Annotated in this window: 19 protein-coding genes; 7 read left to right on the top strand and 12 right to left on the bottom strand. The window is 72.0% G+C overall.

Translation table 11 applies throughout. The features are described 5' to 3' along the window. Window positions 1-153 precede the first annotated feature (153 nt). A complete protein-coding gene (locus AB0J69_RS13405) occupies window positions 154-1,668 on the top strand; it encodes a family 10 glycosylhydrolase (protein WP_364116502.1) in 1,515 nt (504 codons plus the stop codon). A 238-nt stretch (window positions 1,669-1,906) separates the two neighbouring features. Here AB0J69_RS13405 and AB0J69_RS13400 read toward each other — a convergent pair whose 3' ends face one another. After that, on the bottom strand, window positions 1,907-3,316 hold the full coding sequence (locus tag AB0J69_RS13400) for a PLP-dependent aminotransferase family protein (RefSeq protein ID WP_364116500.1): 1,410 nt from the start codon (window positions 3,314-3,316) through the stop codon (window positions 1,907-1,909). Window positions 3,317-3,403: 87 nt separating this feature from the next. Between AB0J69_RS13400 and AB0J69_RS13395 the strand changes: the two genes are divergently transcribed. Further along, the gene (locus AB0J69_RS13395; protein WP_364116498.1) at window positions 3,404-4,306 is read left to right on the top strand and encodes a branched-chain amino acid transaminase; all 903 of its coding nucleotides are present in this window, start codon (window positions 3,404-3,406) and stop codon (window positions 4,304-4,306) included. A 121-nt stretch (window positions 4,307-4,427) separates the two neighbouring features. Then, window positions 4,428-6,533: a hypothetical protein gene (locus AB0J69_RS13390; RefSeq protein WP_364116496.1), complete on the top strand. Its 2,106-nt coding sequence runs from the start codon at window positions 4,428-4,430 to the stop codon at window positions 6,531-6,533. Here AB0J69_RS13390 and AB0J69_RS13385 read toward each other — a convergent pair. Beyond that, a complete protein-coding gene (locus AB0J69_RS13385) occupies window positions 6,489-7,019 on the bottom strand; it encodes an HIT domain-containing protein (RefSeq protein ID WP_364116494.1) in 531 nt (176 codons plus the stop codon). The genes AB0J69_RS13390 and AB0J69_RS13385 overlap by 45 nt on opposite strands. A gap of 76 nt (window positions 7,020-7,095) precedes the next feature. Between AB0J69_RS13385 and AB0J69_RS13380 the strand changes: the two genes are divergently transcribed. Beyond that, entirely contained in the window at window positions 7,096-7,605 is a 510-nt protein-coding gene (locus AB0J69_RS13380; RefSeq protein ID WP_364116492.1) for an Asp23/Gls24 family envelope stress response protein, read from the top strand. A 2-nt stretch (window positions 7,606-7,607) separates the two neighbouring features. On the opposite strand, the gene AB0J69_RS13375 is transcribed toward AB0J69_RS13380, so the two are convergent. Both AB0J69_RS13375 and AB0J69_RS13370 read right to left on the bottom strand, forming a co-directional pair. Next, window positions 7,608-8,033, bottom strand: coding sequence for a hypothetical protein (locus AB0J69_RS13375; protein WP_364116490.1), 426 nt, complete (start codon window positions 8,031-8,033; stop codon window positions 7,608-7,610). Between the two features lie 83 nt (window positions 8,034-8,116). Beyond that, the gene (locus AB0J69_RS13370; RefSeq protein ID WP_364116488.1) at window positions 8,117-9,250 is read right to left on the bottom strand and encodes an RNA polymerase subunit sigma-70; all 1,134 of its coding nucleotides are present in this window, start codon (window positions 9,248-9,250) and stop codon (window positions 8,117-8,119) included. A gap of 46 nt (window positions 9,251-9,296) precedes the next feature. On the opposite strand from AB0J69_RS13370, the gene AB0J69_RS13365 reads away from it, so the two are divergent. Both AB0J69_RS13365 and AB0J69_RS13360 read left to right on the top strand, forming a co-directional pair. Further along, a complete protein-coding gene (locus AB0J69_RS13365; protein ID WP_364116486.1) occupies window positions 9,297-10,019 on the top strand; it encodes a PIG-L deacetylase family protein in 723 nt (240 codons plus the stop codon). Window positions 10,020-10,169: 150 nt separating this feature from the next. Further along, window positions 10,170-10,418, top strand: a complete 249-nt coding sequence (locus AB0J69_RS13360) for a TM2 domain-containing protein (RefSeq protein WP_364116484.1) — start codon at window positions 10,170-10,172, stop codon at window positions 10,416-10,418. A gap of 186 nt (window positions 10,419-10,604) precedes the next feature. On the opposite strand, the gene thrS is transcribed toward AB0J69_RS13360, so the two are convergent. The 3 genes from thrS to AB0J69_RS13345 are packed head-to-tail and all read right to left on the bottom strand — an operon-like array spanning window position 10,605 to window position 14,171. Further along, a complete protein-coding gene (thrS, locus tag AB0J69_RS13355; protein ID WP_364116682.1) occupies window positions 10,605-12,596 on the bottom strand; it encodes a threonine--tRNA ligase in 1,992 nt (663 codons plus the stop codon). Window positions 12,597-12,635: 39 nt separating this feature from the next. Further along, window positions 12,636-13,241 carry a GH25 family lysozyme gene (locus AB0J69_RS13350; protein WP_364116482.1) on the bottom strand — a complete coding sequence of 202 codons (606 nt, stop codon included), beginning with the start codon at window positions 13,239-13,241 and terminating at the stop codon, window positions 12,636-12,638. 30 nt (window positions 13,242-13,271) lie between these two features. Next, window positions 13,272-14,171, bottom strand: a complete 900-nt coding sequence (locus AB0J69_RS13345) for a TIGR03564 family F420-dependent LLM class oxidoreductase (protein ID WP_364116480.1) — start codon at window positions 14,169-14,171, stop codon at window positions 13,272-13,274. A gap of 97 nt (window positions 14,172-14,268) precedes the next feature. On the opposite strand from AB0J69_RS13345, the gene pgm reads away from it, so the two are divergent. Next, a complete protein-coding gene (gene pgm, locus AB0J69_RS13340; RefSeq protein WP_364116478.1) occupies window positions 14,269-15,900 on the top strand; it encodes a phosphoglucomutase (alpha-D-glucose-1,6-bisphosphate-dependent) in 1,632 nt (543 codons plus the stop codon). Between the two features lie 28 nt (window positions 15,901-15,928). Here the strand turns inward: pgm and AB0J69_RS13335 are convergent, their stop codons facing one another. The 5 genes from AB0J69_RS13335 to AB0J69_RS13315 form a co-directional block, all read right to left on the bottom strand. Further along, complete coding sequence (locus tag AB0J69_RS13335) at window positions 15,929-16,693, bottom strand: SDR family oxidoreductase (RefSeq protein ID WP_364116476.1); 765 nt, start codon at window positions 16,691-16,693, stop codon at window positions 15,929-15,931. A 4-nt stretch (window positions 16,694-16,697) separates the two neighbouring features. Further along, complete coding sequence (locus AB0J69_RS13330) at window positions 16,698-17,993, bottom strand: MFS transporter (RefSeq protein ID WP_364116474.1); 1,296 nt, start codon at window positions 17,991-17,993, stop codon at window positions 16,698-16,700. Next, window positions 17,994-19,028 (bottom strand): Ldh family oxidoreductase, encoded by a 1,035-nt coding sequence (locus AB0J69_RS13325; RefSeq protein WP_364116472.1) that lies wholly within the window; start codon window positions 19,026-19,028, stop codon window positions 17,994-17,996. Window positions 19,029-19,116: 88 nt separating this feature from the next. Then, window positions 19,117-19,809: a DUF2786 domain-containing protein gene (locus AB0J69_RS13320; RefSeq protein WP_364116470.1), complete on the bottom strand. Its 693-nt coding sequence runs from the start codon at window positions 19,807-19,809 to the stop codon at window positions 19,117-19,119. 12 nt (window positions 19,810-19,821) lie between these two features. After that, window positions 19,822-21,063 (bottom strand): hypothetical protein, encoded by a 1,242-nt coding sequence (locus AB0J69_RS13315; protein WP_364116468.1) that lies wholly within the window; start codon window positions 21,061-21,063, stop codon window positions 19,822-19,824. Window positions 21,064-21,096 lie beyond the last annotated feature (33 nt).

Raw genomic sequence — 21,096 nt, 5'->3', positions numbered from 1 at the left:
ATATGTCCCTCCCGGCCCAGTAATGTGCTTTTGTCACAAAGGAATCACGACTCGATTTCGATTTTTCGTACCGAGCACGCCGGAGCAGCTGTCACACTGGGTGGCATTATGCGAACTGGACGCCCACTCCTAGCCGCTGCTGCTCTCGCTGTCGTGACCACCACGGCCGCCTACGTCTTCGGCCCCGGTGCCGGGGAGAGCCCCGCAGCGAGCGAGAAGAAGACGACCGTCGCCGCACCCCCCGCGGCCTGCAAGGCTGACGCCCGCTATCCCAAGCGAGAGCTGCGCGGGGTGTGGATTGCCACCACCCAGAACATCGACTGGCCCTCCAAGGCCGGCCTCGGCGCGGACAGGCAGAAGGCCGAATACGTCAAGATCCTGGACAGCGCCGCCGAGCGTAACCTCAACGCGGTCTTCGTCCAGGTGCGGCCCGCCTCCGACGCGCTCTACAAGTCCTCGCTCGAGCCCTGGTCGCAATACCTGACCGGCACGCCGGGCAAGGACCCGGGCTGGGACCCGCTGCCCTTCCTCATCGAGGAGGCGCACAAGCGCGGCATGGAGTTCCACGCCTGGTTCAACCCTTACCGCGCCTCCTACGGCGACAGCACCGCCAAGCTGCCCGCCGGCCACCCGGCGCGCAAGCACCCGGACTGGACGATCAAATACGGCGGCCGCCTCTACTACAACCCGGGCCTGCCCGCCGTGCGCGACCACGTGACCAAGGTCATCACCGACGTGGTCGACCGATACGACGTCGACGGGATCCACTTCGACGACTACTTCTACCCCTACCCCGTGGCGGGGGCGAAGTTCGACGACACCGCGGCCTTCCGCAAATACGGCAAGGGCCAGAGCCTGGCCGAGTGGCGGCGCGGCAACGTCAACACGCTCGTGGCCGGTGTCGACAAGGCCGTCCACCAGGCCAAGAACCACGTGAAGTTCGGCATCAGCCCGTTCGGCATCTGGCGTAACAAGTCCAACGACCCGACCGGGTCGAACACGTCGGGCATGTCGGCGTACGACTCGATCTACGCCGACGCGCGGGCCTGGATCAAGTCCGGCACGGTCGACTACGTGCTGCCGCAGCTCTACTGGCCGCGCGGGCACAAGCTGGCCGACTACAACACGCTGGTCCGCTGGTGGTCCAACGAGGTCAAGGGCAGCGACGTGCAGCTCTACATCGGCGAGGGCCTCTACCGGGTCGGCACCAGGGACGACCGGACCTGGACCAGGCCGGGCGAGCTCGCCGGGCAGATCGGCGTCAACCGCGCCAGCAAGCAGGTCGACGGCGCCGTCTACTTCAGCGCCAAGCAGCTCCTGACCAACCCGCTGGGCGCGATGGACCGGGTCGCCAAGACCTACTACAGCCGTCCGGCGCTGCTGCCGCTGGCCGAGGACCGCGGCGGCCAGGCCCCGGCGGCGCCCGCCGGCGCCAAGGCGGCCGGGTCGCAGCTGTCCTGGACGCCCTCCTCCGGGGCGCGGGCCTACGCGGTGTACCAGCTGCCCAAGTCGGGCAAGGACTGCCACACCACCGACGCCCGGAACCTGGTGGCGGTGGTCAGCGATCCGTCCTACGCGGCGAAGTCGGCGGGCACCTACCTGGTGACCTCGCTCGACCGGCTGCACCATGAGAGCAAGGCGGTCAAGGTGAAGGTGGACGCGGTCTGACCCCCGCACGACACCGGGGCCGGTCCCACATGGGGCCGGCCCTTCGTCGTCTCCGCACGCACGCCGGCGGGGCCGGTTGCCAGGGTCCAGCGGACCACGCCCTGCCGGCCGCGCCCCTTGGGATCGGCCTCCCGCGAGCGGCGTCACTGCCCCACAGGGCCACCGAGGGCGCCGCCCCACGAGGCCGCTGAGGGCGCCCCACGACGCCGTCGCGCCACAGGCAGGGGCATTCGGGGTGTCAGTGGTGGTAGGACCGCCAGGCCTGGGTCAGGCTTGCCACCGCCTGGTCCGTCAGGGCGGGTGGGAGGGCGAAGCTGAGGCGGAGGCGGTCGCGGTGGCGGCCGTCCGGGGAGAACAGGGAGCCGGGCGCGACCGCGACCCCGTGCTCCCGGGCCACGGCGGCGAACCGGTCCGTGTCCGTGCCGGGCAGGCGCGCCCACACCGACAGCCCGCCGGCCGGCCGGGTCCAGGTCCATTCGGGGAGGTACGCGGTGAGGGCGGCCAAGCAGTGGTCCCGGCGGCGGGCCAGCTCGGCGCGCCAGGGCTCCACCGGGTTGCGTTCCAGCAGGTCGGCCGCCAGGCGCTGCGACACCGCGCTGGTCGCCAGGTCGGCGTCCAGCTTGGCCTCCACCAGCCGGGCCAGCAGCGGCTCCGCCGCCGTCACCCAGCCCACCCGGAGCCCGCCCCACAGCACCTTCGACAGCGACCCGACGGTCACCGTCCCGTACGGGTGCCGCCGGGCCAGCGGCTCGGGCGGCGGCGTGCCGTCGTACACCAGCGCCGCCAGCGTACGGTCCTCGACCACCGGCACGTCGGCGCCCGCGGCCAGCTCGGCGACGTGCCGCAGCGGCGGGACCGAGCCGGTGGGGTTGTCGACGCTGACCACGTAGACGGCGGCGGGGCGGTGCCGGGCGAGCGCCTCCTCGACGGCCGCCGGCGAGGTGAGGTCCACGGCCACCACGAGCGCCCCCGCCCGCCGGAACACGCTCAGCGCGCCCCCGTAGGCGGGATCGCCCACCAGGACCCGGTCGCCCGGCCGCACCAGCACCCGCGCGGCCAGGTCGATGCCCTGCTGTGCCCCCGCGGTGACCAGGATCTCCCCGGGCAGCACGCCCGCCCCCTCATAGCCGTGTCCCGCCTCCCCGTCCCCGGGCCGAACACCCGCCTCTCCCGTCGTGCCGGTCTCGGGGGCGAGGGCTGCCGGGGTCGCCAGGAGGGCTCTCAGACGGGGGTCGCCCATCGCGTCGTAGCCGTGCCCGCTGGGTACCCGCAGGAGGTCGGCCGGGTCCAGGGGCGGGAGGACCAGGTGTGACGGGTCGGGGACGACCGACGTGGACAGGTCCGCGCGCACCGCCCCCGCCTGCAGCAACCCGCCGAACGAGGGCGTGCCGAGCACGTACGTGCCGCTCCCGTGGCGCCGCTCGCACAGCCCTTCCTCGCACAGCGCGTTGAAGGCCGCCGCCACGGTCCCCCTGCTGACCCCCACGGCCTGCGCGAGGTCGCGTTCCGACGGGAGCCGGGTGCCGGGGGTGATGAGGCCCGCCTGGGTGAGGTCGGCGAGCGCGCCGGCCAGGCGGCGGCTGGGCGTGCCCTGCTGGAGGCGGAGGCGGTCCCGGACGAGCGTGACGAGGTTGTCTTCCCTTCCCATGCCACCATTATCTCGATAATGTGCCACTCATCGTGAAATTGGCCCATCAATCTTGATCGAACAGGGCCACCGAGGAGAGGAGCGCGGGTGGAGGAGGCCACGTACATCTGGATGAACGGGGCGCTGGTGCCGTGGGGCGAGGCCCGGGTGCACGTGCTTTCGCACGCCCTGCACTACGGCACCGCCGTCCTCGAGGGCACCAGGGCGTTCGAGACGCCGGAGGGGCCGGCCGTGTTCCGGCTCGACGATCACCTGGAGCGGCTGGTGCGCAGTGCCCGGATGATCGGGCTGGCGCTGCCGTACACGCTGGACGAGCTGCGCACGGCCACGCTGCGGACGGTGGCCGCCAACCGCCACCCGGCGTGCTACATCCGCCACCTCGCCTCCCGCGGTTACGGCGAGATGGGCATCGCGGCGCGCCGCTGCCCCACCGACGTGTCCATCGCGTCCTGGAGCTGGGGTGCGCTGCTCGGCGCCGGCGTGCGGCTGATGACCAGCTCGTGGCGGTGCAACGACCACATGGTGGTGCCCACCGCGGCCAAGGCCACCGGCCCCTACCTCAACTCCGTCCTGGCCAAGGACGAAGCCCTGCGGGCCGGCTACGACGAGGCCGTGCTGCTGAACGCCGCCGGTCATGTCAGCGAGTGCACCGGCGCCAACCTCTTCGTGGTCCGCGACGGGCTGCTGGTCACGCCTCCCTCCAGCGCGGGCGCGCTGGAGGGGATCACCCAGGACACGGTCGAGCGGCTGGCCGCCGACCTGGGCCTGCGGGCGGTCAGGCAGGAGCTGATGCGTTCGGACCTGTACGCGGCCGACGAGATCTTCGTCTGCGGCACCGGGGCCGGGATCGCGCACGTCGCCTCCATCGACGGACGTGAGCTCGGCGGCGGCCCGGGACCGGTGACCGCCAAGCTGACCGACGCCTACGACGACGCGGTGCACGGCCGGGACGAGCGTTACCGGCACTGGCTCACGCCGGTGGCGGCCTGATGATCCGAGTCGGCCCGACGCACACTCGGCGCATGAGAGGGTAGTCGGGATCTGGTGGCGCCGGGGCACGACCTTGCTCTGCCGTGCCACGGGAAATCGGCGACCACAGGAGGTCATCGGGGTGAGGCGCGCGCTGATCGTGCTGGCCGTGCTGGTCGGACAGATGATGCTGGGCCAGGGCCTGCTCGCCGGGCCCGCCGGGGCGGATCGAGGCATCGATCAGGCCCCCGGGCGGGTGGCGCTCATCGGGGTGCCCGGCCTGCACTGGAACGACCTGACCCCGTCCGACACGCCGAACTTGTGGGAGCTGGCCGAGGCCAGCGCGGTCGGGTCGCTGTCGGTCCGCACGGTCGGCAACGTGACCTGCCCCTACGACGGGTGGCTGACCGTGTCGGCGGGCACCAGGTCGGCCGTCGGCTACGGCTGCGGCGCGCCTCCCAGGCCCGAGGCCGCGGGCACGGGCGCCGTCATCCCCGACTACCGCTACCTCGTCGACGTGGCCGGGCAGCGCAACGCGGGCACGCTGGGCGAGTCGCTCAAGGCGGCCGGCCGCTGCTCGATCGCGATCGGCCCGGGCGCCGCGCTGGCGCTGGCCGACCGGCAGGGCGCGGTGGCCGGCTACCACGCCTCGCCGCTCCAGGTCACGACCGCCGACCTGGAGAAGTGCCCGATGGTCGCCATGGACGTGGACGACCTCGTCCTGCCCTACCTGACCGGCGACCGGCTGCCCAAGGTGCCCGACCAGCTCGCCCCGGCCGAGCGCCGCGACGCGCTGCGGCTGGCCGACGCCAAGGCGGGCGCGCTGCTGTCGGTCCTCCCGGCCGGCACCACGGTGCTGCTGGCGGGGCTGTCCGACCACGGCTCCGTGCCGCACCTGCGGGTGGCCGCGCTGCGCGAGCCGGGCGCCGAGGGGCGCCTGCTCGGCGCGGCCTCCACCCGCCGCGAGGACATCTCGATCCTGCCCGACGTGACCTCCACCGTGCTGACCGAGCTGGGCGTGCCGGTGCCGAGCACCGTGGTGGGCGTGCCAATGCGGGTCGGCGAGCCGCTGCGGGTGGGCGAGCAGGGCGCGACGTTCGAGCGGCTCGCGCGCGCCGACGCCACCGCCCAGACCATGCGCTCGGCGAAGGGCCCCTACTTCACCGCCCTGGCGGTGCTCCAGGTCGGGTTCTACGTGGCGGCCTTCCTGCTGCTGCGCCGCCGCAAGACCCTGTCCTGGGTACGCGGCGCCGCCGTGGCCCTGGCGGCCCTGCCGGTCACCTCGTTCCTGGTGAATCTCCTGCCCTGGTCCACCCACCTGGAGCTGTTCGGCGGCATGCTGGCCTGGTGGGCCGCGATCACCACCCTGGCGCTCGCCGGGCCGTGGCGGCGCAGGCCGCTCGGCCCGCTGGCCGTGGTCGCCGGCGTCACCGCGCTGACGCTCGCCGGTGACCTGCTCACCGGCACCACGCTCCAGCTCAACAGCTTCATGGGCTACAGCGCCGAGCAGGGGGCCCGCTACTTCGGCCTGGGCAACATCCCCTTCGCGCTGCTGGCCACCGGCACGCTGCTGGTCACCACGGTCATCGCGCACCGGTGGCCGGGCAAGGTGGGGCTGGCGGCGATCGTCGGGCTGGGGACGTTCGCGATGGTGCTGGGCGGGTCCGGGATGGGCAGCGACTTCGGCGGCGTGATCGCGTTCGTGCCGGGCATCGCGGTGACCGCGCTGATCCTGTCGGGCAAGCGGGTCTCGCTGCTGAAGCTGGGCGCGTTCTGCGTGGCCGGCGGCGTGATCGTGATGGGTTTCGCGTGGCTCAACTACCTGCGGCCGCCCGCCGAGCAGACGCACCTGGGCAGGTTCGTGGGGCAGGTGCTGACCGGGGAGGCGTTCGACGTCATCTGGCGCAAGCTGCAGGCCATGCTCGGCACCCTGCTCAACCCCAACCTGATGCCGATCGTGATCGCGGCCGTGGCGTTCCTGGTCTACGCGATCCTGCGGCCCGAGCAGGCCTCGGCGGGCGTGGTGCCGGCCGCGTTCGAGCACTCCCCCGCGCTGCGGGCCGGGCTGATCGGCACGCTGGTCAGCGGCGTGGTCGGCATGCTGGTCAACGACTCGGGCGCGGCCGTGCTGTCCATGGCGCTGGCGCTGGCCGTGCCGCTGCTGCTGGCCACGGGCATCGGCGCGATGGCGCGCGCCCCCGAGTCAGTTCCAGGCGTCGGCGAGAAGCTGGCGGGTGTCACGAAGTAGCTGCGGCAGCACCTTGGTCTGGGCGACGACCGGCATGAAGTTCGTGTCGCCGCCCCACCGGGGCACCACGTGCTGGTGCAGGTGCGCGGCGATGCCCGCGCCGGCGACGTGGCCCAGGTTCATGCCGACGTTGAAGCCCTGCGCGCCGCTGGCCCTGCGCAGTGCCCGCAGCGACTTCTGGGTGAACTCCCCCAATTCGGCCACCTCGGCCGCGTCGAGCTCGTCGTATTCGGACACGTGCCGGTAGGGCACGACCATCAGGTGGCCCGAGTTGTACGGGTAGAGGTTGAGCACGGTGTAGACCGCCTCGCCCCGCGCCACGATCAGGCCGTCCTCGTCGCTCATCTTGGGGATCGCGTCGAACGGGCACCCGTCGCCGGGACCGGTGCCGGTCGGCTTGTTCTCGCCCTTGATGTAGGCCATGCGATGCGGGGTCCACAGACGCTGGAAGTTGTCGGGGGCCCCGGCCCCTGCCTGATCGTGCATAACTAGCAGCATAGGACCCCGGACAAACCGGGTGCTCTTCCGGCACAATCCTGAGCACCGCCAACAGGAGGCCGCGATGAGTGAAGCGTTAGCCGAGCAGCACACCCCGCCCGCCGACTCCGCCGGAGACCCGCCGGCCGAACCCACCACGCCCTCGTACATCGAGGCGCCCACCGCCGACGCGGTGGTCAAGGGCCGGATCAAGGTCGCCGACGAGGTGGTCGAGAAGGTCGCGGCACTGGCCGCGCTCGAGGTGGCCGGGGTCGCCGACATGGGCGGCGACCTGGCGCGGGCCTTCGAGTCCGTACGCGACCGCATCGGCATCGGCTCCCGGCGCGGCACCCAGGGCGTCAGCGCGCAGATCCAGGACCGCCAGGTGGCGGTGAGCCTGACGATCGTGGTCGAGTACGGCCACGTCGTCATGGACGTCGCCTCCGAGGTCAAGACGAACGTGGCCCAGACCGTCAGCCGCATGCTGGGCATGCGCGTCATGGAGGTCAACGTGACCGTCGACGACGTCCGGCTCCCCGGCGAGGGCCGCACGGCGACCCGCGACCCCGCCGAGGACGACGACGAGCCCTCCTGAGCTCAGGCCACCCTGGTCATGTCGGAGCGGTAGCCGCCGCCTCCCGGGTAGACCCAGGCGCCGGTGACGCTGGTGCCGTCGGCGTTGAACGTGCCGCGGTAGTAGGCCCCCGAGTCCCTCTTGTGGGCCCAGATCGTCAGCGTGTCGCCGTCGACCTCGTACACGTAGGCCAGGGTGGCGCCCTGGTTGTCGAAGTACCAGGAGTGGATGTCCTGGCTCGGCCCCTCGGCGCCGTACGGCCGCTTCCTGCCGATGAACTCCGTGCCCCTGGTCCGGCTGCCCTCGCTGAGGATGTCCACCTCCTGGATGAGGAAATGCCCGCCCTCCATCCAGCGGTAGGTCACCGTGCCCCCGACGTCGCCGCTGAGCTTCCAGGTGCCGACGAGCCGGTCCAGGGCCTTGAGCTGGGTGTCGACGTGCTCGGTCATGATCGCTCCTCTGTCTCGGTGAGTCGGTTACGCCTGTATGACGGCACGGCGCCGGGAAAGGAATCGGTCCTGGGCGAGATTTCTCAGCAAATTTCGGTGGGCAGGCCGAAGGCGGCGTTCAGTTCGGGGCCGAACGTGGTGATCTCGGCGATCAGGCCGTCCTCGACGCGGAGCACGTCGAGGTTGACGGCCGTGTAGCGGCTCTCGCCGGGGCGGCGTACGTAGTTGGCGACGGCCGGGCGGCGGTTGGCGTACGTCGCCAGGGCCTTCCAGGAGCCCCACGCCTCGGGTCCGGCCATGACGGGGCCCCACATGTCGAGAATGGCCGTGCGCCCGTCGTACACCAGGGACGCCGGCGGCATCGTCTGCCGCGCGTCCTCGCGCAACAGGGCGGCCAGCGCCGACAGGTCGCCCTCCACGGAGGCGTCCATGTAGCGGCGCAGCACGGCGCGCTCCTCCTCGCTCGGGGCGGTGACGGGGCCCCACTGCGTGCGCTGCGCCGGCAGGTGCATGCGCAGCGTGGCGCGGGCCCGCTGCAGCGCGCTCTTGACGGCCGGCACGCTCAGCTCCAGCGCCCCCGAGGTCTCCTCGGCGGACCAGCCCGCCACGTCGCGCAGGATCAGCACCGCGCGCTGGCGCGGCGGCAGATGCTGGATGGCGGCCAGGTAGGCCAGCTCGACCGTCTCCCGCTCGACCGTCACCGCGTCCGGCCGGCCGCCGTCGGGGGCGGCCAGATCGAGCAGGCGGTCGGGATACGGCTGCAGCCACGGCACCTCGGCGAACGGCGAGCGGGACGCGCTCTCCATGCCGACCGCGATCTCGCGCGAGCGGGCGGGCCCGGACAGCAGGTCGAGGCAGGCGTTGGTGGCGATGCGGTAGAGCCAGGCCCGCAGCGTCGAGCGCCCCTCGAACGTCTCCCGCCGGCGCCAGGCACGCAGCATCGTCTCCTGCACCATGTCCTCGGCGTCGGTGAACGAGCCCAGCATCCGGTAGCAGTGCACCTGCAGCTCGTGCCGGTGAGCCTCGGCCAGCTCGGCGAACCCGCCCCGCTCACCGTCTCCCCGCGCCCCGGCAGCCTGCTCGCCGTCCCCCCGGCCGCGCGCCTCGACGGCCCGCTCACCGTCTCCCCGGCCATGCGCCTCGGCGGCCGGCCCGCCGTGCTTCCCGGCGCGGCCACCGGCCCGCGCGCCGCCCGTGACGTCGTCCCCAGTGCCCATCCACCGCACCTCTCCCCGTCCGGTCGCGCCTGCCAGGATGATAGCCATGACTGATCAGCTTGAGCCCATGCCGGACGACTGGCAGCGCGCGCTGGCCGTCGTCGCCCACCCCGACGACCTCGAGTACGGCTGCGCGGCGGCCGTGGCCGTCTGGACGGATGCCGGGCGCGAGGTCTCCTACCTGATCGCCACCAGGGGCGAGGCGGGCATCGACACTCTCGAACCCGGCGCGGCCGGGCCGCTGCGCGAGCGCGAGGAGCGGGCCAGCGCGGCCGTCGTCGGGGTGACGAGCGTGGAGTTCCTCGACCACGCCGACGGGGTCATCGAGTACGGCACCGCGCTGCGGAGAGACCTGGCCGCCGCCATCCGCAGGCACCGCCCCGAGCTCCTCATCACCCTGAACTTCGACGACACCTGGGCGGGCACGCACTGGAACACGCCCGACCACCGCGCCGTGGGGCGCGCCCTGATGGATGCCGCCGGAGACGCCGGAAACCGATGGATATTTCCGGACACTGACGCCGAGCCCTGGAGCGGCGTCCGCTGGGTCGCCGTCGCCGGCGTCGACTCCCCCACCCACGCGGTGGACGTCACGGACGGCCTGGACCGCGGGGTGCGCTCGCTCATGGAGCACCGCGCCTACATCGAGGCCCTCACCACGGAGGACCCGGAGGCGTACGCCCGGAACCTGATCGAGGGCTTCGCCAGGGAGGAGGCGAAGCGCTTCGGCGGCCGCCCCGCAGTCACCTTCCGACTATTCACCCTTTAATTCACCAATCGCGGATATATCAGCATCTTCCACCCATTGCTGGATATTAGACGCATCGTCAGGAAAGCGTCTGCGACAGCCCGGGAGACCTTGCTAGGGTTCGGTGCCCTGCGGTGATCCTTCCCGCAGGTCCTGCCGGTCGGGCGCGCCATGCTCTGCGCCCGGCCGATCCCCCGAACCGAAAGGCGATTCCTCATGGCCAAGTCATGGCTCGTGGCTGTCTTACTCTGCTTCTTCCTCGGCGCGCTGGGCGTGCACCGCTTCTACGTCGGGAAGATCGGGACGGGCATCCTCATGATCGTCACCCTCGGCGGCCTCGGCGTGTGGGTGCTGATCGACTTCATCATGATCCTCATCGGGAAGTTCACCGACAAGCAGGGTCAGCCGCTGGCCAAGTAGCGGTGGCGGGCAGCGGAGGAACGGCGGAGCCGGCCAGCACGAGGCCGCTCCGCCGTACTCACGAGACGGGCCTGCGCTGGACGGGCCTGCGCTGGACGGGCCTGCGCGGGGGCGTCACCGGGCGGGACATGCGACGGCGGGGGCGGGGCCTGCGCCCGGCAAAGACGCCGGCCCCGCCGCGTTGACTCACACCTGGACGCGCCGCTCCACGGCGTTGACGATCTCGGCGATCGCCTCCTCGACCGGGACGCCGTTCTTCTGCTCACCGCTGCGGTAGCGGAACGACACCGCGCCGTTGGCGATGTCGTCGTCGCCGGCCAGCAGCATGAAGGGCACCTTGGCCTTCTGCGCGTTGCGGATCTTCTTCTGCATCCGGTCGTCGGCCGCGTCGACCTCGATCCGGATCCCGCTCGCGCGCAGCTTCTTCGCGACGTCCTGCAGGTAGGCCACGTGCGCCTCGGCGATCGGGATGCCCACCACCTGCACCGGGGCCAGCCAGGGCGGGAAGGCGCCGGCGTAGTGCTCGGTGAGCACGCCGAGGAAGCGCTCGACGGAGCCGAACAGCGCCCGGTGGATCATGACCGGGGTCTGCCGCGAGCCGTCGGCCGCCTGGTATTCCAGGCCGAAACGCTTGGGCTGGTTGAGGTCGAGCTGGATGGTGGACAGCTGCCAGGTGCGGCCGATGGCGTCCTTGGCCTGCACCGAGATCTTCGGCCCGTAGAAGGCCGCGCCGCCCGGGTCGTCCACCAGCTTCAGCCCCGACTCGGTGGCGACCTGGCGCAGCGCCGCGGTCGCCTCCTCCCACTCGGCGGGGTCGCCGATGAACTTCTCGGACTCGTCGCGGGTCGACAGCTCCAGGTAGAAGTCCGGCAGGCCGAAGTCGCGCAGCACGCTGAGCACGAACCGCAGCAGCGACTTGATCTCGTCGGCCATCTGCTCGCGGGTGGTGTAGATGTGCGCGTCGTCCTGCGTCATGCCGCGCACGCGGGTGAGCCCGTGCACCACGCCCGACTTCTCGTAGCGGTAGACCGAGCCGAACTCGCACAGCCGCAGCGGCAGCTCGCGGTAGGACCGCCCGCGCGCCCTGAAGATCAGGTTGTGCATCGGGCAGTTCATCGGCTTGACGCGGTATTCGATGCCCTCCAGCTCGAAGGCCGGGAACATGTCGTCGGCGTACCACGGAAGGTGACCCGAGGTCTCGAAGAGCGAGGACTTGGTGATGTGCGGGGTGTTGACGAACTCGTAGCCCGCCTCGGCCTGCCGCCGGCGCATGTAGTCTTCCATCTCCTTGCGGATGATCCCGCCCTTGGGATGGAAGATCGGCAGGCCGCTGCCCAGCTCCGGCGGGAAGCTGAACAGGTCGAGCTCCGCGCCCAGCTTGCGGTGGTCGCGCTTCTCGGCCTCCTCCAGCAGCTTGAGATATTCGTCCTGCTTGTCGCGGGACTCCCACGCGGTGCCGTAGATGCGCTGGAGCTGCGGGTTCTTCTCGCTGCCCCGCCAGTAGGCACCGCCGGAGCGCATGAGCTTGAACGCCGGGATGGACCGGGTGGAGGGCACGTGCGGCCCCCGGCACAGGTCCTTCCACCGCAGGTCGCCGGACTTGGGGTCGAGGTTGTCGTAGATGGTGAGCTGCCCGGCCCCCACCTCGACGGACTCCTCTTCCGCGGCCCCGCCCTTGAGGCCGATCAGCTCCAGCTTGTACGGCTCCGCCGCCAGCTCCTCGCGGGCCTCGTCGTCGGAGACGGCCCGGCGGGAGAAGAGCTGCCCCTGCTTGACGATCTCCCGCATCCGCTTCTCGATGCGCTTGAGGTCGTCGGGGTGGAACGCCTGCTCGACGTCGAAGTCGTAGTAGAACCCGTTTTCCACGGGCGGCCCGATGCCCAGTTTGGCCTCGGGGAACAGCTCCTGCACCGCCTGCGCCATGACGTGGGCGGTGGAGTGGCGCACGATCGCCCGGCCGTCCTCGCTGGAGACCTCGATCGGCTCGACCGTGTCGTCCTGCTCCAGCGGGTGGGCCAGATCGCGCGGCACGCCGTTGACCCTGGCGGCGATGACGGTGCGGCCGTCCGCCTCGAGCGCCTCCCCGGCCGTCGTGCCGGCCGCGACCACACGCTCGGCTCCGGCGAGGGTGATGCGTAGCTCGGCTGACACGGTGACTCCTCGTGGATCGCGCTCGATGCCCGGCACCGAGGCAAGGTTCGATGGTGAACCCCGATGCTATCGCGGGTGAAACCCCAGCTTTGTCAGCTCCTGCCGGGTCCCGTGGAAGACGTTGCGGTCGATCGGGCTGCTGGCGTACTGGTGGATGGTCCAGTCGCTCCAGGGTCTGGGCACCGGGGGGCGCCCGCGCGGGCTCTCCGGGCTGGCGATCCAGAGCGGATATTCGGCCAGCCCGGCGCAGTGCCCGCCGCGGGCGAACGCGTGGAAGGTGTAGATGAAGGGCCGCACGCCCGCGTGCCGCTCGACGTGGTGGCACCAGCGGCGGGCGTAGCGGGCGACCTGCTCGGGCCGCAGGCCGTCGTTGGTCTCGAGGTCGAGCGCGATCAGGTCGCCGCGGCGCAGCCCGCCGGCCGACCTGATCACGCCCAGAAAGTGGCGTGCCTGCTCGATGGGGTCGCCCTTGGGCCTGGCGAAGTGGTAGGCGCCACAGACGATCCAGCTCTCGCGCATGCCGTTCCAGTTGCGCGCGAACCATTTGTCGGTGTAGTCGCCACCCTCCGTCGCCTTGGCGAACGCGAAGGCCACCCCGGCCTCGGCGTGGTCGGCCCAGTCGACGGTGCCCTGCCAGTTCGACACATCAATGCCCTGTAGCACGCGCTTCACCTTGTCGGATTTTATTGAGATGTCTCCGGATCAGCCCTTCGCCGCGCCGATCAGCAGGTTGCGGGTGCGTTCCCGGTTGGCGAACGGGGATCCTACGAAGTCGGTCACGCCGGCCTGCTTCAGCTCGTCGAGCTTGGCCAGCACCGTGTCCTCGTCGCCGACGATGGCCACGTTGCCCGGCCCGGCCGCGCCCTCCCTGTCGAGCATCGCACGGTAGGAGGGCAGTTGCCCGTACACCGAGAAGATCTCGTTGGCGCGCTCGACCGCGCCGGCGGGATCGTCGGTGACGCTGATGGGCAGCGCGCAGACGATCCTGGGCGCCTCGCGGCCCGCCTCGGCCGCGGCCGCCTTGATGGTGGGCGCGATGTGCTCGGCGACCGTCTTGGGGCCGGTCATCCACAGCACGGTGCCGTCGGCCACGGTGCCGGCCAGCTTGAGCATGCGCGGGCCGAGCGCGGCCACCAGCACGGGGAAGCCCGCCCCCGGCGTGCTGAGGCGCACGTTGGCCTTGAGCGTCTCGCCCGCGTACTCGACCTGCTCGCCCCGCGAGGCCGGGATGAGGATGTCGAGGTATTCCTTCATGTGCCGGCCGGGGCGGTCGAAGCTGTAGCCGAACATGTTCTCGATGACGACCTGGTGCGACAGGCCGATGCCCAGCGCGAACCGCCCGCCGAGCCCGGCGTTGGCCGTCATGGCCTGCTGGGCGAGCGCGGCCGGGTGGCGCGGGTAGGTCGGCACGACCGCGGTGCCGAGCTCCAGGGGCGGTGCCTGCGCGCCGGCCACCGCCAGGGCGGTGATGGCGTCGAGGCCGAAGATGTGGGAGAGCCAGGCGGAGGAGAAACCGTCCTCGGCCGCCTGGGCGATCTGGTCGCGCAGGCCGCCGATGGGGTCATCCCCTTGGGGCTCGGCCAGGAAGTATCCGTAGCGCATGGAACAGAACTCCATTCTGGTGACTGACGCGAATGTATCTCCCCGCGCCGCCACGCGCTCACCCGCCGGGCCGGAGGTGATTTGTAAAGTGGCCTACATGACGCACGAACGCGCAGGACAGCCCGCTCAGCCTTCGGATCTGGTCGACGTCGCCAGGCTCGTGACGTCCTACTACGCCCTCCGTCCGGACGTCGGCGAGGTGGCGCAGCGGGTGGCGTTCGGCACGTCGGGGCACCGGGGGTCGTCGCTGAGGACGGCCTTCAACGAGGACCACATCCTGGCCACGAGCCAGGCCATCTGCGAATACCGGCAGTTGCAGGGCACGGACGGGCCGCTGTTCCTGGGCATCGACACGCATGCGCTGTCGGAGCCCGCGCGGGTGTCGGCGCTGGAGGTGCTGGCGGCCAACGGTGTCGAGGTGCTCATCGACTCGCGCGACGGCTACACGCCCACCCCGGCCGTCTCCCACGCCATCCTGCGGCACAACCGGGGCCGCACGACCGGGCTGGCCGACGGCGTCGTGGTCACGCCGTCGCACAACCCGCCGAGCGACGGCGGGTTCAAGTACAACCCGCCGCACGGCGGTCCCGCCGACACCGACGCGACCACGTGGATCCAGGACCGCGCCAACCGGCTGCTGCACGACGGGCTCAAGAGCGTGCGGCGGGTGCCGTACGCGACGGCGCTGGGCGGGGCGGGGCGCTACGACTTCCTGGGGACGTACGCCGACGACCTGCCGTCCGTGGTGGACCTCGACGCGATCCGGGCGGCCGGGGTGCGGATCGGGGCCGACCCGCTGGGCGGGGCGAGCGTGGCCTACTGGGGGGAGATCGCCGAGCGGCACCGGCTGGAGCTGACCGTGGTCAATCCCCTCGTCGATCCGACGTGGCGGTTCATGACGCTCGACTGGGACGGCAAGATCCGGATGGACTGCTCGTCGCCGTACGCGATGGCCTCGCTCATCGCCAACCGCGACAAGTACGGCATCTCCACGGGCAACGACGCCGACGCCGACCGGCACGGCATCGTCACGCCCGACGGCGGCCTGATGAACCCCAACCACTACCTCGCCGTGGCCATCTCCTACCTCTGCACGCACCGCGACGGCTGGCCCTCCGACGCCGGGGTGGGCAAGACCATGGTCAGCAGCGGGATCATCGACCGGGTGGCCAAGTCCCTGGGCCGGCGCCTCTACGAGGTGCCGGTGGGCTTCAAGTGGTTCGTGCCGGGGCTGCTGGACGGGTCGCTGGGGTTCGGCGGCGAGGAGAGCGCGGGCGCGTCCTTCCTGCGGCGCGACGGCTCGGTCTGGTCGACCGACAAGGACGGCATCATCCTGGCCCTGCTGGCCTCGGAGATCCTGGCCGTCACCGGCGAGTCCCCCAGCGCCCGCTACCGTAACCTGGTCGGGCGCTTCGGCGAGCCCGCGTACGCGCGGGTGGACGCGCCGGCCACCCGCGAGGAGAAGGCCGTGCTGGGCAAGCTGTCGGCCGAGCAGGTGACGGCCTCCTCGCTGGCGGGCGAGCCGATCACGGCGGTGCAGACGTCGGCCCCCGGCAACGGGGCCTCGCTGGGCGGGGTGAAGGTCTCGACGGAGAGCGCCTGGTTCGCGGCCCGGCCGTCCGGCACCGAGGACGTCTACAAGATCTACGCCGAGTCCTTCAAGGGCCCCGACCACCTGGCCAAGGTGCAGGAGGAGGCCCGCTCACTGGTGTCGGCCGCCCTGGGGTGAGCGAGCGGGCCGGGCAGGTGACCGGGGCTCAGTAGCCGAGGTGGCGGCCGCCGTCGCCGACCAGGACCTCCCCCGTCACCAGGTCCGACTCCAGCAGCGCGGTCACCGTCTGCGCGATGTGCTCCGGCCGCGCCGTGCGCCGCAGCGGCGCCTTCATCTCCTCCTTCGCCGCCATCTCGGAGAACACCTGCTCCCCCACCCGGTCGATGTGCCACCGGGTGGCCACGATGCCGGGCGCGACCGCGTTCACCCTGACCTCGGGCCCGAGCGCCACGGCCAGGTCGCGGGTGAGGTGGAGCAGGGCGGCCTTGCTCACCCCGTACGCGATCGAGGAGCCGGTGGCCAGCAGCCCGGCCACGGAGGCCACGTTGACGATCGCGCCGCGCGCCGCCCGCAGGTCGGGGGCGAACGCGCGGGCGCAGTAGAAGGCGCCCATGAGGTTGACGCCCATGATCTGCCGCCACACGTCGTCGGTGAGCCCCTCCAGGTCCGGGAACGGCACCCACCTGGTCGTGCCCGCGTTGCACACCAGCGCGTCCACCCGGCCGTAGGTGGCCCGCACCCGCTCGGCCATCCTGCGTACGGCGGCGTCGTCCGACACGTCGGCGGCCACGGCCTCGGCCTTGCAGCCCAGGCTCTCCAGCCGCGCCACCGTGGCCTGGGCCTCGGCGGCCGAGCGCGAGTAGTTGAGGACCACGGCCGCCGCGCCCTTCCTGGCCAGGCCCTCCGCGACGGCCGCGCCGATGCCGGTGCCGCCGCCGGTGATCACGGTGACCGTGCCGTTGATGTCCATGCCCTTACTCCTTCAGCGGGTCGAAGGCCGCGATGTCGATGTCCTTGCTCTCACGCGAGGCGTAGAAGGCCGCGAACGAGATCACCGCCGTGCCGACCAGGAACGCCGCCACCAGCCACGGCGCCCCGCCCAGCCGCGCCGCCAGCGCCGCGCCGATCAGCGGCGAGAAGCCGGCCAGGGCCGCCCCCAGCTCCCGCGAGGCGGCGAACCCGGTGTAGCGCACGCGCGCCCCGAACAGCTCGGCGTAGAACACCGGCTGCACGGCCACCTGCGGGGCGAAGCCGAAGGCCCCCATGATCATCATCGCCAGCCACACCAGCCAGGTGACCCCGGTGTTGACCAGCAGGAAGTACGGATAGACGTACGCCGCCACGAACACCACGCTGAACAGGTTGAGCGGCCGCCGCCCGATCCGGTCCGACAGGTTGCCGTAGATCGGCTGGAGCACGATGACGGTCAGCCCGAACAGGATCACCCCCAGCAGCGCCGTCCGGTTGGTCAGGCCGAGCTGGTTGGTGGCGTAGGCGACGCTGAAGGTGGCCAGCGTGTAGACCACGGCGGTGTCGCAGATGTGCGCGCCGACGCCGACGAGGAAGTTGCGCGGGTAGCGGGCCAGCGCGTCCCTGATCGGCAGCTTGACGATCTCCCGGGTCCGCGCCATCTCGCGGAACACCGGCGACTCGGCGACCCGCAGCCGCACGTACAGCGCCACCCCGATCAGCGCGAAGCTCACCAGGAACGGCACCCGCCAGCCCCACGCCACGAAGTCCTCCTCCGGCAGGAGCTGGACCAGCAGGAACGCCGAGGTGCCCAGCACCAGCCCGATCTGCACGCCGGTCTGGGCGTAGGAGGCGTAGTAGCCGCGCCGGCCGGGCGGCGCGTGCTCGGCCAGCAGCGTCGCCGCGCCGCCGAACTCGGCGCCCGCGCCGAGCCCCTGGCAGACGCGCAGCAGCGTGAGCAGGATCGGCGCCCAGACGCCGATGGCGGGGTAGGTGGGCAGCAGGCCGATCAGCCCGGTGGACACGCCCATGATCACGGTGGTGATGATCAGGGTGGAGCGGCGGCCGATCTTGTCGCCCAGGTGGCCGAACAGGACCCCGCCGAACGGCCGGACCACGAACCCCACGCCGAACGTGGCGAACGCGACGATCGTGCCCGTGGCCGGGTCGGACTCGGTGAAGAACAGGCGGTTGAAGATGAGGGCGGCGGCGGTGCCGTAGATGAAGAAGTCGTACCACTCCAGGGCGGTGCCGACGAGGGCACCCAGGACGACGCGCCGTAATTCGGGTGTGGCGGGCATCTAACCTCCAGGGGGCGTGTGAGGCCGCGGAACGCCGAGCCGCGCGGCGAGCCCGCCCAGCTCCTCCCACACCGGCACGGACACCGGGACGCCCTCCTTCAGGTGCTCCGCGCGCGTGCCGGCCTCTGGCTCCCCCGGCACGACCACGCCGGGGCCGGAGGCGCGCAGGGCCTCGCAGAAGGATTCGACCTGGGCGACATAGGTCTCCAGCGGGACGAAGGCGGAGATGTCGATCGCGGTGATCACCGTGCCGAACGTGCCGTCGTACTCGGGCGAGCAGGCGGTGCCGGTGCCCGTGAGCAGGCCGCCGACGAGCTCGATGAGGACGCTCAGGCCGTACCCCTTGTGGCCGCCGAACGGCAGCAGCGCCCCGCCCCGGTAGAAGTCGGCCGGGTCGGTGGACGGGCGGCCGTCCGGGTCGACCAGCACGCCTTCGGGGGCCGGCGCCCCGGCGGCGTTCAGGAGGCCCAGCTTGCCCTCGGCCATCGCGGCGGTCGCCCAGTCCATGACGACGGCCGCGCCGCCGGCGCGCGGCACGGCCCAGGCCATGGGGTTGGTGCCGAGCATCCTGCGGTGCCCGGCGTACGGTGCCACGGTGGGGTCGGCGTTGCCGATGACCTGAGCGGCCAGGCCCCGGCCCGCCAGCTTCTCCGCGTACTCGCCGAGCCGGCCGACGTGGTTGCACTCGCTGATGGCGACCACGCCGACGCCGTGCCCGGCGGCCAGTTCGGCCGCCTCCTCGGTGGCCAGGCGGGCGGCGACCTGCCCGAAGCCGCGCCGCCCCGACACGACGGCGCTCGCGCCACGGCGCGAGACCACCTCGGGGCGGGCGGCGGGCACGACGACGCCCGCCTCGATCCGGTCGAGGTACGGCTTGATCCGCCGTACGCCGTGCGAGCCGTGCCCCGCGAGGTCGGCCTCCACCAGGGACTCGGCGACCGTGGCCGCCGTGCCGGCGGGCACGCCGGCGGCGGTCAGGAGGTCTCGGGCGAGTACGTGGAGATCGGCGGCGAGGACACGTACGGCTGCGTTCACGGTGACCTGTCTCGCTTCGGCAGGACTGCGTTCCGTGTGCGCGCTTATGCCCGTTTCCGGCCCCGCCAAACGGGTCTCGGGAAAGGGCTTACCGGGCCAGTTCCGGCGCCGTGGCGGTGGTCATCCCCGTACGGCCCAGGTCGGCCCGGCGGCCCGCCGCGACGCCGTCGCGGTAGCCGGTGCCGCTGGTCCGGGGCACGCTCATGCGGATGTCGGGGTAGTGGGCGGCGACCGCCCGCTCGACCTCGGCCCGCCGGTCGGCCAGGACCACGGCGGACCCCGTGCCGGCGGATTCGGTCTCGGCGCGGGACTCGGCCGCGCACAGCAGCCGGTAGACCTCGTCGGTGAACCCCAGCAGCCACGACCTCCGGTACGCCCGCACCGCCGTGACGTACTCGGGCGGCCGCACCCGGGCCAGCCCCGAGGCCATCTGCAGCAGCAGCGAGGTGGCCAGCAGGTCGGCGCGCTCCAGATCGGCCGCGAACCCGAACACGTGCACGCGCTGCCCGCCGTCGCCGCGCCCGATCAGCAGCGGCCGGCACCGCACCGCCTGCGCCACCAGGCTGACCAGGCGCGCCTTCTCCCTGGCCCAGGGGGCGGGCAGGGTGACCACGCGGTTGCCGGGGGTCTGGCGAGTGCCGGCGGGCGGCAGCGAGTCGATGCCGTGCTTGGCCATCAGCGCCGACGCGGCGGCCATGAAGGTGGCCCGCTCGTGCTCGTTGTCGGTGCGTTCGGCCTTGGCCAGCAGTTTCCTGACGCGATCGAGCGTCCGCTCCCGCAACGGCACTCTCCCCTAAGACTTGGTCGTCAGCACCCGCCCGTCGTCGGCGATGATCGGGAAGGCGCCGGTGTCCACGATGCCGTGCTGCTGGTACAGCGCCTCGATGAGGGCGTGCGCCTGCGGCTCCAGCTTCCACAGGGCACGATACTCGCGCGCCGTGGCCAGCGAGATGCCGATCTCCTGGGCGATGTCCACCGTACGCGGCACGATGCCCTTGGCGATCTGCCGGTCCCAGTACTCGCGGGCGGACCGCATCCGCGCCGCGCGCTCGGCCGTGCTGATGACCTGCGGGGTGGTGTCGAGCACCTCGGCGTCCTCGTCCTCGTCGTCGACCAGCTCGGCCAGCGCGGGCGGCAGCGCCGGGCGCGCCGGCACCGGGTGGTGGTCGGCCTCGGGCTCCCACGGCACGCGGGGGTCGGCGTCGATGAGCGCCGAGGTGTTGTACAGGGCGGCGATCTGGGCCAGCAGCGCCTCCTGGCGGGACTGGTCCACGGCCAGGCCGGTGTGCTCGACTGCCTGGTCCATGGCCTTGTCGAGCTTGGCCAGCGCGGCGCGCATCTTCCGCTCCGACGCGCCGCCCTCGCGCAGCGCCTTGGCCCGCTTGGCCGCCAGGGCGACCCTGGTCAGCCTGCGGTGGGCGTCGACCTCGCTCGCCGTACGGTCGCTGACCTCGGCCAGCCCCATCCTGACCAGCAGCCGCTCGGGGGTCAGCCGCCAGTTGATGCGGCCGGTGCCGCGGATGCGGTGACGCTCGATGGCCATGCCGCGCTCCCACAGCCAGGCGGCCACCAGCGGGGCGGCCAGCCTGAACACCGCCTCGGGCAGGCTGCGCGCGTCCATGCTGGACAGGACGGCGGTCAGGCACGTCAGCGCCCACACGGCGATGCCGTCGATGCCGGCGGAGAAGTTCTCGCGCATGTTGCGGCGGGCGCGTACGGCGGAGGTGATGATCGCGACCTCGATGAACGCGAACAGCAGTAACCTGAGCGGCCCGTCGAGGCCCAGCACGTCCCCGGAGAAACGCCACATGCCCTGCGCGGACACGCCCGTGGCGATGGAGGCGGCCACGACGGTCAGCACGTCCTCGACGGGACGCGGGGCGACGTACCTGGCGAACACCCAGGAGACGACGCGCCAGGCGATCCTGAGCACCAGGAACGCGAGCACCAGCCCGGCCAGGCTCAACAGCGCGATGACAGCGGTGGCGAGCGGCTTCTCCGTGACGAAGGCTGTTATTTCCTCAAATGTCGGCATCAGTCACTATCCGTGAGGCTCAAACTCCGGCTC

Origin of the sequence: Nonomuraea sp. NPDC049709, assembly GCF_040674815.1 — a bacterium.
GTDB lineage: Bacteria > Actinomycetota > Actinomycetes > Streptosporangiales > Streptosporangiaceae > Nonomuraea.
The sequence above is the reverse complement of the archived record's forward strand: the minus strand, read 5'-3'. Positions and strand labels throughout refer to the sequence as shown.